Genomic DNA, 12,760 nt, shown 5'->3' with positions numbered 1-12,760 from the left:
CGCGATCACTGCGGCGGCGGGATCGGAATGAGCCCGGCGTTCGGGTCCGGCGGCGGCGTGTCGTACCACCCGGGAGGCGGCGGACCGTTCAGGGAGTGATAGCCGGGCGGCAGCGGCGGCCCGGAGACCGGCTCGTCAGAACTGCGAACGGTCGATGACGTGGTGGATTCGGGCGCGTTCAACGACACGAAGCCGGGCGGAAGCGCGGGCGCGGGACCGGCTCCCGGCGGCGGCGGGGGCGAACTCGGGGGCGGTCCGGCCATCAGGCCTCGGGGGTCGCCACTGCGAGCCGTCTGCCAGAGGTCACGCAGGTAGCCGAATGCTCCCGGCGTTTCCCCCTGGCCGTAGCCCGGGTTGGCCATCTCGGGCACCGGCGGCGGTCCGACCGGAGGTGCCGGAGGGGGTCCGACCAGGCCTTCGTCGGCGTTGACCACGGGCACTCCCGGCGCGGGTTCGGGCTCCGCCCATGCGGGAGCCGCGAAGGCCAGCGCCCCACCAGCCAGGATCAGGCTCGCGAACGACAGCCGAGCCGTCCTGCCCGACTGCGTGGCGCGATCTCGTGAGGTCATTCGGGCAAGGCTAGCGGGTGCTGCGCTCGTCGTCATCTCGTTCGATGGGGCTCCTGCGTGCGAACTCCGGCGCGTGCTCCGGCAGAGGTCCGACGCCGACAAGGTAAGCGGGCACCTTCGACAGTCCCGGGAACCTCGACAGCACTGCCCCGGCGACACGTTCGACAGCGGGCGGCAGATGCGGGATCCTGCCGGACAGGATGACGGGGGCGAGTCGGCGATGCATTGCGCGTTGGACGGCCTGGGTGACCACCGCGGGTATCTGTCGACGACGCTGTACGGCCCGCAGGTCCTCGTCTCGCACGCGTCCGCGTCGAAGCGGGTCGGCCAGGATTCGCGCCGTGGCGACCGCGTCCGCGATGGCCAGGTTCACGCCCACCCCGCCCACCGGCGACATCGCGTGGGCGGCGTCGCCGATGCACAGCAGACCCGGACGGTGCCAGCGGTGCAGGCGGTTGACCCGGACGTCAAGCACCTTGACGTCGTCCCATGAGGCGAGGCGATCGACTGAGGCCTCGGGCACCAGTGCGGCCACCTGTGAACGGAACGTGTCGAAGCCGCGGGCGTGCAACTGCGTCACGCCGCCCTTCGGAAGGAAGCAGCCGGCCTGGAAGTAGCCCTCGCGAGGGATCAGGATGAGCGCCAGGTCTGGTGAAAGACGCGGTATCAGTTGATATTTGGCTTCGACTATCCGGTCGATGCGGAACCAGCCGACATCGAATGGGACGGGGAACTCCCTGGGGATCAGTCCTGCTGCGTTTCGCACGTCCGAGGTGCGCCCGTCGCAGGCCACCGTCAGGTCGGCACGCAGCTCGCCCGCTCCGTCGGGGCCTTCATATCGGACCCCGGCTACCACGCCGTTCTCCCACAGCAGGCCTGTGACCTTGGTGCTCAGCCGCAGTGTGAAGGTGGGTTCGCGCTGTGCGGCGTCGGCGAGCAGATCGAGCAGGTCCCACTGCGGCACCAACGCCATATAGCGGTGGGGCAGGTTGAGCCGTCCGAAGTCGGCCACGGTGACCTTGCGACCGCCGACCGTGAACTCGGCACTCTCCATCCTGGTGTGCGGAATGGCCTCGAACTCCTGGTACAGCCCCAGTTCCTCCAGCAGGCGCAGGGTGACCGGATGGACGGTGTCGCCGCGGAAGTCGCGCAGGAAGTCGGCGTGCTTCTCGAACACCGTGACCTTGACCCCGGCGCGAGCGAGCAGCAGGCCGAGCACCATCCCGGCGGGGCCGCCTCCCGCGATGGCGCAGGTGGTCGATTCGGTACGGGTCACTGCGGTTCTTCCCTCTGGAACGTGCGACGGACGGACTTCGGGGCGAAGATTACACATCAGTGTCCAGATCCTGGCGCATCCTGGCCTTCTCGCCACTGTTGGCTGCGACGTCCGTCGGGCACGGTGGGGCCATGACAACGACATCGCCGTGGAATCTTCCCGACTCCGACATATGTTCAGCCGCAAGGCAATTACTCTTCGACGCCGCCACCCCGGCGATCGCGGGCCACTGCGTGCGCAGCCACCTCTTCGCCCGCGAGATCGCCGCAGCCAAAGGGATGCGCGCGGGCGTCGACTACGACGAGGAGATCGTCTACCTCGCGTGCCTTCTGCATGACCTGGGGATCACCGATATCGGCGCGGGTGCTCAGCGCTTTGAGGTCGACGGGGCGGACGCCGCCGCATCGTTCCTGCGCGCCAACGGCCTGTCCGAGGACCGCGTGACAACGGTGTGGCAGTCGATCGCCCTGCACACGAGCGTCGGCCTCGCCGACCGCTTCGGCGTCGAGCAGTCCGTCTCATTCTTCGGCATCAGTCTCGACATCAACGGCCTGGACAAGGGACTGCTCTCGCCTGGATTCGCCGACCGAGTGCACGCGGATTGGCCCCGATACGACCTCGGCTACGCGATCGCCGACCTCATCGCCGAGGGCAGTCGATCCAATCCGACGAAAGCACCGCCGTTCTCGTTTCCCGCCCATCTGCACGAGGTGCTCAACGGCGAGTCGGTCGGGTTCTTCGACGTCATCGAGAACTCGGGGTGGGGCGATCGGCCCGCCTCCCGACGGCTGACCTCCTGACACGCGGGATGGCAAGAAACCGGCGAAAGATGTCCTTCTGGCCACTGTTGCCACAGACCCGGGTACCGGACGATGGGTCCATGCACGCCCAGATTGTGTTGTTCGACGGATTCGATCCGCTCGACGTCATCGCCCCATTCGAAGTGCTCGTGGCCGGCAGCGACGCCGTCGGCGGCGAACTCGACGTCGAACTGGTGTCCGCCGAGGGCCCGCGTCCCGTCGTCAGCGGTTCCCGTGGACTCACCCTGCAGGCCACCGACCGCCTCGATCCGACGAAGCCCGGCTACGTGATCGTCCCCGGAGCGTCGGGACCCACCGACGGCGACCCGGATGAGGTCGCGACCATTCCGGTGCTGCTGGCGCGATTCGGCACCACGGATGCGATCCCGCTGATGCGGCAGGCGATGGAGAACCCTGCCATCACAGTGGCCACGGTGTGTGGCGGATCGCTTGCCCTGGCGATGGCCGGCCTACTCGAGGGCAGATCTGCCACCACTCACCATCTGGGCGTCGATGTGCTGGCGGCCACCGGATCCGTGGTGGTGCCCGCCCGCGTCGTCGACGACGGCGACCTCGTCACCGCAGGCGGCGTGACCTCAGGCCTGGACCTGGCCCTGCATCTGCTCGAGCGCAGCTATGGGCCCCGCGTCGCTCTCGCGGTCGAGACACTGTTCGCCTACGAGAGGCGGGGCACCGTCTGGACCAACAGCGGCCGCGAACCCAAGGCGTCATGACGATGACCATCATCGGCGACTGGGATGTCGGCATCAGGACCCCGATCGGATCGCTGCAGATCCTCTACCGGTTCACGGAGCGGGACGGCGCCGTGGCGGGCAGCGCGGTCGGAGATGCGGAGACGGTGCCGCTGACCGACATCGACGTCGACGGCCCGCGGGTCACCTGGAAACAGACCGTGACCAGACCCATGCGCCTCAAGCTCACGTTCGACGTGGAGGTCCACGGTGATGCACTGACCGGACACTCACGCGCCGGCCGGCTGCCCCGGTCGGCGGTCACCGGCGTGCGGCGGGTCCGTCATGCGTGACGTCGTGCGACCGCACCGCGTCGCCGTCCTCGCGCTGCCCGACGTGATCCCGTTCGACCTCAGCATCGCGCTGGAGGTGTTCGGCCGGGTACCAGACGGCGCGTACCGCATCCAGGTGTGCGGCACCGAACCCGTCGTCGCCGCCGGTCCGGTGCGCATCGGCACCGACCATGGTCTGGACGCCCTGGCCGACGCCGACACCGTCGTGGTGCCCGGTCGACACCACCTGACCGCGGACGCCCCCGACGAGGTGCTCGCCGCACTTCGAGCGGCCCACGACGCGGGCGCGCGCATCGCGTCGATCTGCACGGGCGCATTCACCCTGGCCGCCACGGGCCTGCTCGACGGGAAGCGGGCCACCACCCATTGGGTCACCGCCGACGCCTTCCGTGGCCTGTTTCCCGACGTCGTGCTCGACGCCGATGTGCTGTACGTCGACGAAGGTCGGCTTCTGACCTCGGCCGGGGCCTCGGCAGGCCTGGACCTCTGCCTGTACATGGTGCAGCAGGACCACGGCGCCGCCGCGGCCGCCGGTGCCGCCAAGCTCGCCGTCGCGCCGCTGCACCGCAGTGGTGGCCAGGCCCAGTTCATCGTCCGAAACAGGCTGCCTTCCAACGTGATCGGAAAATCCACCGAACTGGACGACGTATTGGGGTGGATCGAGCAGAACGCGCACCGCGATCTGACGCTTGGCGACATCGCCGAACGGGCCGCGCTCAGTGTGCGGACCCTGAACCGCCGGTTCCAGGCCGAGACCGGCCAGACGCCGATGCACTGGCTCACCGGAGTGCGGGTCCGGCATGCCCAAGAACTACTCGAGCGCTCCTCATCCGGTGTGGAACGAATCGGTCGCGACGTCGGATTCACCTCGGCCGCCAACTTCAGAGAGCAGTTCCGGCGACTGAGCGGAGTCTCGCCGCAGAGCTACCGCAACACGTTTCGCGCGGCGCACCCTCAGGAGCGCTGAAGGCACTACCTGCCAGCAGGTAGTCAGGGTGGCCGCCAGCATCGATGTGCGGCGTTCGGCGGCGCGGAAGCCTGGGGTGACCGACGAATCCTCCCGAAAGGAGCGGACGTGTCCGCCAAAGCCGCCTCGAAGACCACCTCCCGATCTCGTGTCCTCGCCGCCGCCGCGGCGCTGTTCCCACTGATGCTGCCCGGCACTGCGGGGATCGGCGTCGCGTCGGCGGAGGTCGACCCGTCGTGCCCCGACGTCGAGGTGGTGTTCGCCCGAGGCACCTTCGAGGCGCCCGGCGTGGGCGACACCGGCCAGGCCTTCGTCAACGCGCTCAATGCCCGTCTGCCCGGCAAGAACGTCGCGGTCTACCCCGTCGACTATCCCGCGTCCCTGGACTTCCAGGCCGCCGCCGACGGGATCGAGGACGCCAGCACCAAGGTGGAGTCGATCGCCGAGGCGTGCCCCACCACAGAGATCGTGGTCGGCGGGTACTCACAGGGCGCCGCCGTCGCCGGGTACATCACCGCCGACGGGGTTCCCGAGGGATTCACCCTGCCGGCAGGAATCCGCGGACCTATGCCCGCGTCCGTCGCGCCGCACGTCGCGGCGGTGGTCCTGTTCGGCACACCCGACAACTGGTTCCTGAACCTCGTCGACCGCGAGGCCCCGCCCATCACCATCGGGTCGCTCTATTCGGCCAAAACCATCGAACTGTGCGCGCCCGGAGACCCCGTGTGTTCCCCCGGTGGTCTGAACAGGTCGGCGCACAGCAGCTACAAGAGCAACGGAATGCCCGATCAAGCAGCCGATTTCGCAGTGAATGCGTTGGCGCAGAATCCGTCGACACAATCTGCGTGACGGGACAGGAACCCCTCCCCCTCTCACTGTAGCGCGCACCCCGGGTCTTGCGGCAAGGCCCGGGTGGTGCTGCACAATCGTCGGTCCGAGTCCAAACACCCTGGAAACAACGCGTTTTCACAGTGCACAGACACACCGAATGAGGGGGTTGACAGTTGGTTGACGTGATCATCGCAGGAGCCGGCCCGACGGGATTGATGCTGGCGTGCGAGCTGAGACTGCAGGATGTGGACGTGCTCGTCCTCGACAGGGAGCCGGAACCGACACTTCAGGTGCGGGCGCTGGGCCTGCACGCCCGCAGCATCGAGGTGATGGACCAGCGCGGGATACTCGACCGGTTCCTGGCGAATGGGCAGACACATCCGCTCAACGGCTTCTTCGCCGGAATCATGAAACCCGCCCCCAGCACGCTCGACACCGCGCACGGCTACGTGCTCGGGATCCCGCAGACCGTCACCGAGCGACTGCTGTCCGATCGCGCCGGCGAACTCGGCGCCCGGATTCGGCGAGGGTGCGAGGTCGTCGGACTCCGTCAGGACGACGCAGGCGTGACGGTCGAACTGGCCGACGGAGAGCACCTGCGGGCGCGACACCTCGTGGGCTGCGACGGCGGCCGCAGCACCGTGCGGCGCCTGCTCGGCGTGGGATTTCCCGGTGAACCCAGCACCGTCGAGACACTGCTGGGCGAGATGGCGATGACGGCGGACCCGGCAGCGGTCGCCGAGGTGGTCGAGAAGGTCCGCCGAACCCAGCTTCTGTTCGGCGTCATGCCGCTGGGCGACGGACTCCATCGCGTGCTCGTCCCCGCGGCCGGACTCACCGACGACCGCGCGACACCACCCACGCTGGAGGAGTTCCGTCAACAGCTGACGGCCGTCGCCGGCACCGACTTCGGCGTGCACTCGCCACGTTGGCTGTCCCGATTCGGTGATGCCACAAGGCAGACCGAGCGGTACCGGGTGGGTCGTGTCCTGCTGGCCGGCGACGCCGCGCACATCCATCCGCCGACCGGCGGGCAGGGCCTCAACCTCGGCGTTCAGGACGCGTTCAACCTCGGCTGGAAACTCGCCGCCGAGATCCACGGCTGGGCCCCGGCCGACCTGCTGGACAGCTACGAGCGCGAACGGCAGCCGGTGGCGGCCGCGGTGTTGTCCAACACCCGGGCACAGATGGCGCTCCTGGCTCCAACCCCAGGGGCGCGGGCACTGCGTGAACTGCTGTCTGCGTTGATGGAATTCGATGAGGTCAACCGTTGGCTCATCGAGAAGATCACCGCGATCGACATCCGATACGACTTCGGCGGCGAACATGAACTGGTCGGTCGGCGACTGCGGGACGTGCGCCTGGACGGGGGTCGACTCTTCGAGCGGACGCACGACGGCCGCGGACTGCTGATCGACCGCACCGGCGACCTGTCCGTGTCGGGGTGGGCCGACCGCGTCGACCACGTGGTCGATGCCCATGCCGAAATCGACGTGCCCGCGGCGCTGCTGCGCCCCGACGGCCACGTGGCGTGGGTCGGTGACCAGCAGCGCGACCTGCTCGACCACCTGCCACGATGGTTCGGTGATGCGGCGTGACCGACCAACGGGTCGCCGAACTGCGCAGTGTCCTCGAGTCCGGCGGACCAGGTGCCGCCGAGGCTCGAGAGGCGCTGGGCGGCGGCCCGATCCTGGGCCGCCTCGAGGCCGCGATCCTGGCGTTGGCGCATCACCGCGGTGCACGAAGCAGCACGTGCCCGTCGGACGCCGCGCGGGCGGTCGGGGGCGCGGACTGGCGCGACTTGGTGGCCGATGCCCGGGAGATCGCTCGGCGGCTGGCCCGGTCGGGCGAGGTGACGATCACCCAACGTGGGGCGACTCTCGATCCCGACGGAGAATGGCGCGGCCCCATCAGGATTCGCACCGCGCGCTGACCCGGCTCAGTTGTGAGGGTCGGGTGCGGCGCTACCTTGCAGGCGGGTGTCACCGCCCCGAACGCACGACCTCAACGATCTGCTGTTTCATCAGCGGTTGGTCACTCTGGGTGCTGAAATCGCCGATGGCGCAGAGCACGTTGAGTTCCGGCATGTAGCCCGCGACATTCCCGGCTGGGATGTCGTAGCCGATCGCACGGTAGCCCCACACCGTGCGGGTGCTGCCGTCGCGGGCGAAGCTGGTGATGTCGATCAGGTCGAACTCCCTGATGCCCCGCTCGGCCATGTCGGCCGAATTCATGAACAGCAGTGTCCGGACGTTCTTCACGCCGCGGTACCGGTCATTGTCGGAGTAGATGGTGGTGTTCCATTGGTCGTGGGATCGCATGGTGGACAACATCAGTCGACCCGCGGGCGGCAGCGCGTCGGGCAGTGGCGAGGCCAGGAACTCCGCACGACCGGAGTCGGTGAGGAACACCCGTTCGCGGGCCGGTTGCCGGATGCGGAAGCCCAGCGGCATCCGCACCCGGCGGTTGAAGTCCTCGAAACCCGGGAGGACGGCTGCCATCGTGTCGCGGATCCGGTCGTAATCCTCGACGTAGCGCTCCCACGGGGTGGCCGAGTTCGGCAGGGTCGCCTGGGCCATCCCGGCCAGGATCGCACACTCCGACAACAGCGCCTGCGATGCCGGTTTACGCATGCCGTAGGACAGATGCACCATGCTCATGCTGTCCTCCACGGTGACACCCTGCTCACCGGCCCGTTGCACGTCCCTTTCCGTGCGGCCCAGGCACGGCAGGATGAGTGCCGCGCGGCCGTGCACGAGATGGCTGCGGTTGAGTTTCGTGCTCACCTGCACGGTGAGGTCGGTGTTGCGCAGACCCTCGAAGGTCGCGTCGGTGTCGGGTGCTGCCAGGCAGAAGTTCCCGCCCAGGGCGACAAAGAGTTTCACCTCCCCGCGGCGCATGGCCTGGATTGTCGCGACGGTGTCAAGGCCGTCCTCGCGCGGTGACTCGATGCCGCACACCTCATCGAGGCGGTCGAGAAATGCTGCAGGCGGCCGATTGTCGATACCGCAGGTGCGGTTGCCCTGAACGTTGCTGTGCCCCCGCACCGGCGACGGGCCAGCACCCTCCCGTCCCAGGTTCCCCCGCAACAGAAGGAGATTGACGATCTCACGGACGGTGTCCACCCCGTGTTCCTGCTGGGTCAGGCCCAGGCACCAGCTGATCACCGTTCGATTGGAGACAAGGTACAACTCCGCGAGCTCACGAATCCTGCTCTCCGGAACCGCAGACTGGCTGACGATCTGCTCCCACGGCGTGGCCATGACGAGATCGCGGTACGCCTCGTAGTACGCCGTGTGGTTCCGGATGAACTCATGGTCGACGGCCTCGGGGTCCGTGGCCGCCCGCTCCAGCACCACCTTGGCGACACCCCGCAGCAGCGCGAGGTCCCCGCCGATCCTGGGCTGCACGTTCATCGTCCCGGTCCTGGTGGCGTGAAACGTTGCCATGGCGGCGAACTCGTGAGGAACGATCGTCCGCCGAGACGCCGCCTCGATCAGCGGGTTCACGTGAACGATCTGGGCGCCGCGCCTACTGGCCTCGGCCAGGGCGGTCAGCATCCTGGGGGCGTTGGACGCGGCGTTGACGGCCATCACGATCAGCAGGTCCGCCTGCTCCCAGTCGGTGATGTCGCAGGTGCCCTTGCCGGTGCCGATGGCGGCCTGCAGCGCACGTCCTGAGGCCTCGTGACACATGTTCGAGCAGTCCGGCAGGTTGTTGGTCCCGAATTCGCGAACCCACAGCTGATACAGAAACGTGGCCTCGTTCGAGAGGCGCCCGGAGGTGTAGAACGAGGCCTGATGCGGACTGTCCAATCCCCGCAGGGTGGTGCCCACAAGAGCGAAGGCCCCCGCCCACGAGATGGGCACGTATCTGTCGCTGGCCGCGTCGTAACTCATCGGCTCGGTCAGCCGGCCCTGGTCTTCCAGCGCGAAGTCAGTCCATGCCGACAGTTCGGTGACGGTGTGTGCGGCGAAGAACTCGCGGTCCACCCGCTTCCTGGTCATCTCCCAGGTGACGTGTTTGATGCCGTTCTCGCAGATGTCCAGGTGCAGACCGTCGCGGGCGTCCGGCCACGCACATCCGGGGCAGTCGAATCCGCCGTTCTCGTGGTTCATCTTCCAGACGGCGTGCGGACCCTTGATCGGGGCCCGCGCCTCGGCGACGACCCGGGCCACACTGCGAGCCGCACCCCAGCCCGCCGACGGAGCATGATCGTCCTTCTGCGACGGGTCCCCACCGCGATTGGGCCCGCGGCCCACCGCTGGTACTCCGGGCGCTCCCCGACCGAGTTCGTCACCCGGCGAGACTTGGTGTGTCGTCATGGGGTGGCCCTCCGGTCTGAATAGTGCGGAATCATATGGCCGGTACCGTCCACGTCGCACGACTTCTGCGGTCAGAAGGCGGGTTTGGCCTGTGCCGTCGATGCCGGTGTGACGGGTGGGTCTTCGCGGACGAATGTGCCGATCCTGACTGCCCTTCCAGCACACCGACGACCCCGTCTGCGGTATAGCGTCACCTCGTGAGAATCACCGAATGGTCGCCTGATGGGTGAGCTGATCGGACGCGGCGACGAATGTCGAATCCTCGACCGCCTCGTCGACGCCACCCGTGCCGGGCAGAGCCGGGCGCTGGTGTTGCGGGGAGAACCCGGAGTCGGCAAGACCGCGCTGCTGGACCACCTGGCGGAGCGGGCCGTCCCGGGTCGGGTCGCGCGCACCTCGGGCGTCCAGGCGGAGATGGAGCTCGCGTACGCCGGTGTACATCAGTTGTGTCTGCCCTTCCTCGATCATCTGGACCGACTGCCTGCGCCGCAGCGAGGCGCTCTCGGCACTGCCCTCGGGATGACCGAAGGTCCAGCGCCGGACCGGTTTCTGGTCGGCTTGGCCGTGCTCAACCTTTTCTCCGACGCCGCGTCCGAGGAACCGCTTCTCTGCCTGATCGACGACGAGCAGTGGCTCGATCGCGCCTCCGCCCAGGTGCTCGCCTTCGTCGCGCGCCGCCTCGGCGCGGAGTCGGTGGCATTGGTGTTCGCAGCCCGCCAACCCACTGACGCCTTGGCGGGCCTGCCATCCTTGGTTGTCCGCGGCCTGCACGGTCCAGACGCCCGCGCACTGCTCGACACCGTGCTGACCGCTCCGCTCGATGATCGCGTGCGCGATCAGATCGTCGCCGAGACCCGCGGTAACCCGCTGGCGCTGCTCGAGGTGCCGAGGGCCATGACTCCCGAGGAGCTGGCAGGCGGATTCGGACTCCCTGGCGCGGTGGGGCTTTCGGGTGACCTCGAGTCGACATTCCGCTCGCGCGTGGACGTGCTTTCGGAGCACACTCGTCTCCTTCTCCTGCTCGCGGCAGCGGAGCCGACCGGGGACCCCGCGCTGATGTGGCGGGCAGCCGAGCGCCTCCGCATCCCGCCGGACGCCGCGGCGGCCGCCGTCGAGGCCGACCTGGCCAGCTTCAGTACCCGAGTGCGGTTCCGTCATCCGCTGGTTCGTTCGGCGGCGTACCGCTCTGGTTCCGTGCACGACCGCAAACGGGTCCACCGCGCGCTCGCCGAGGTCACCGACGGCGAGCGTGACTCGGACCGGCGCGCCTGGCACCTGGCCCATGCCGCATCCGGTCCCGACGAGGACATCGCCGTTGAACTGGAACGTTCCGCCCACCGGGCGCAACGTCGCGGCGGCGTGGGAGCGGCTGCGGCCTTCCTGGAGCGTGCCGCGGCCTTGACCATCGACCGAACGAAACGCGTCGACCGGGCGCTCGCCGCGGCATCGGCCAAGGTGGAGGCGGGCGCATTCGATGTGGCACTGGACCTTCTGGCGACGACCGAGTCCGACCGGCTCACCGACTTCCAGGAGGCGCAGGCGGACCTCGTGCGGGCCCGGATCGCGTTCGTCACCAATCACGGAAGTGACGCTCCCCCACTGCTCTTGAAGGCCGCGCGGCGCCTCGAGTCGATCGACACCAACCTGTGCCGCGCCACCTACATCGACGCCATCACCGCCGCGATGTTCGCGGGCCGACTCTCGGTTGGCGCGGACAGCGACGAAATCGCCCGCGCCGCCGAACAGGCGCCACGGCCGACCGGCGCCCCCCGGCTGCATGACGAGTTGCTGGACTGGCTGATTGCGTTCTTCACCCGCGATTACACGGCCGCTGTACCGCATCTGCGTCGAGCGTTGGCAGCCGTCGATTCCGGGGTGCCCGCCGACGGACAACGTCGGTGGGCGTGGCTGACCACCGTTGCGGCGATCAGGGGCTGGGACGACGAGCGTTGGCACGAACTGTCGGCGCGTTACCTCGACCTGGTTCGCGGTGCGGGTGCCCTCAGCGACACGCCCCTCGCGCTCAACACGCACGCGTTCATCATGCTGTTCACCGGGGAGTTGACCACCGCCGCAACCCTGATCGACGAGCAGGCCTCGGTGCAGGAGGCCATCAGAAGCAGAATCGCGCCGTACGCCGCCCTGGGACTGGCGGCGATGCGCGGCGACCGGGACACCGCGGTGGCGTTGAGCAGAACCACGGTGGCCGAGGTGACCGCACGGGGCGAAGGCAACGGAATCTCCGTCGCGATGTGGGCTACGGCCCTGCTGCACAACGGTTTCGGCGACTTCCGGTCCGCACTGACCGCGGCCCGGGAGGCCATCGAGCCTCCGGTCGGGTTGAGCTCGGCGAACTGGGCGTTCACCGAACTCGTCGAGGCCGCCGCCCGACTGGGCGAGTACGAGGAGGCCGACGCTGCGTTGACCCAGTTCGTCGAGATCAGTCGCGCCAGCCGCACCGATTGGGCGCGAGGGCTGGAGGCCCGTTGCCGGGCCCTGCTCAGCGACAACGATGTGGCCGAGACCCTGTACCGCGAGGCCGTCGATCTCCTGGGCCGCACCCGGATTCGAACCGATGCGGCCCGCGCCCACCTCCTGTACGGGGAGTGGCTGCGCCGGCAGCGACGCCGAGGCGACGCGCGCGAGCAGTTGCGGCTCGCACACGACCTGTTCACCGCGATGGGCATGCGGGCCTTCGCCGAGCGGGCCGGGCGCGAACTGCAGGCCGCCGGTCACACCCTCCCCACGAAGGCGCCCACCGCCGTCGGGCCGAAACTGACCGCGCAGGAGGAACAGGTGGCCCGACTGGCCCGCGACGGCCTGTCCAACCCGGAGATCGGCGCCCGCCTGTTCATCAGTGCCCGCACCGTCCAATACCACCTGAGCAAGGTGTTCACCAAGCTCGAGATCAACTCGCGCAGCCAACTCGAACAGGTGCTGCCCTGAC

Annotated in this window: 11 protein-coding genes; 8 read left to right on the top strand and 3 right to left on the bottom strand. The window is 68.6% G+C overall.

From position 1 onward, the window contains the following. Positions 1-5: 5 nt before the first annotated feature. Together G6N34_RS11070 and G6N34_RS11065 are read right to left on the bottom strand one after the other, a co-directional pair. Positions 6-569, bottom strand: a complete 564-nt coding sequence (locus G6N34_RS11070) for a hypothetical protein (protein WP_085150978.1) — start codon at positions 567-569, stop codon at positions 6-8. A 10-nt stretch (positions 570-579) separates the two neighbouring features. Continuing rightward, on the bottom strand, positions 580-1,845 hold the full coding sequence (locus G6N34_RS11065; protein ID WP_264016973.1) for an FAD-dependent oxidoreductase: 1,266 nt from the start codon (positions 1,843-1,845) through the stop codon (positions 580-582). 131 nt (positions 1,846-1,976) lie between these two features. On the opposite strand from G6N34_RS11065, the gene G6N34_RS11060 reads away from it, so the two are divergent. From G6N34_RS11060 to G6N34_RS11030, 7 genes are all read left to right on the top strand, one after another. Then, a complete protein-coding gene (locus G6N34_RS11060) occupies positions 1,977-2,645 on the top strand; it encodes an HD domain-containing protein (RefSeq protein ID WP_085150976.1) in 669 nt (222 codons plus the stop codon). 80 nt (positions 2,646-2,725) lie between these two features. Further along, complete coding sequence (locus G6N34_RS11055; RefSeq protein ID WP_085150975.1) at positions 2,726-3,379, top strand: DJ-1/PfpI family protein; 654 nt, start codon at positions 2,726-2,728, stop codon at positions 3,377-3,379. A 2-nt stretch (positions 3,380-3,381) separates the two neighbouring features. After that, on the top strand, positions 3,382-3,690 hold the full coding sequence (locus G6N34_RS11050) for a hypothetical protein (protein WP_085150974.1): 309 nt from the start codon (positions 3,382-3,384) through the stop codon (positions 3,688-3,690). Continuing rightward, positions 3,683-4,657 (top strand): GlxA family transcriptional regulator, encoded by a 975-nt coding sequence (locus G6N34_RS11045; protein WP_085150973.1) that lies wholly within the window; start codon positions 3,683-3,685, stop codon positions 4,655-4,657. Before G6N34_RS11050 ends, G6N34_RS11045 begins: the two co-directional genes overlap by 8 nt. 183 nt (positions 4,658-4,840) lie before the next feature. Continuing rightward, entirely contained in the window at positions 4,841-5,506 is a 666-nt protein-coding gene (locus G6N34_RS11040) for a cutinase family protein (protein ID WP_085151219.1), read from the top strand. A 155-nt stretch (positions 5,507-5,661) separates the two neighbouring features. Beyond that, positions 5,662-7,086, top strand: a complete 1,425-nt coding sequence (gene rox / locus G6N34_RS11035; protein WP_085150972.1) for a rifampin monooxygenase — start codon at positions 5,662-5,664, stop codon at positions 7,084-7,086. Beyond that, positions 7,083-7,421 carry a DUF3253 domain-containing protein gene (locus G6N34_RS11030; protein WP_085150971.1) on the top strand — a complete coding sequence of 113 codons (339 nt, stop codon included), beginning with the start codon at positions 7,083-7,085 and terminating at the stop codon, positions 7,419-7,421. Before rox ends, G6N34_RS11030 begins: the two co-directional genes overlap by 4 nt. A 49-nt stretch (positions 7,422-7,470) precedes the next feature. On the opposite strand, the gene G6N34_RS11025 is transcribed toward G6N34_RS11030, so the two are convergent. Next, positions 7,471-9,813 carry an FdhF/YdeP family oxidoreductase gene (locus G6N34_RS11025; protein WP_085150970.1) on the bottom strand — a complete coding sequence of 781 codons (2,343 nt, stop codon included), beginning with the start codon at positions 9,811-9,813 and terminating at the stop codon, positions 7,471-7,473. 222 nt (positions 9,814-10,035) lie between these two features. On the opposite strand from G6N34_RS11025, the gene G6N34_RS11020 reads away from it, so the two are divergent. Next, entirely contained in the window at positions 10,036-12,759 is a 2,724-nt protein-coding gene (locus G6N34_RS11020) for a helix-turn-helix transcriptional regulator (protein ID WP_085150969.1), read from the top strand. Position 12,760 lies beyond the last annotated feature (1 nt).

It is taken from the genome of Mycolicibacterium confluentis (assembly GCF_010729895.1).
Lineage (GTDB): Bacteria > Actinomycetota > Actinomycetes > Mycobacteriales > Mycobacteriaceae > Mycobacterium > Mycobacterium confluentis.
This window is presented reverse-complemented; position numbering and strand designations above follow the sequence as displayed.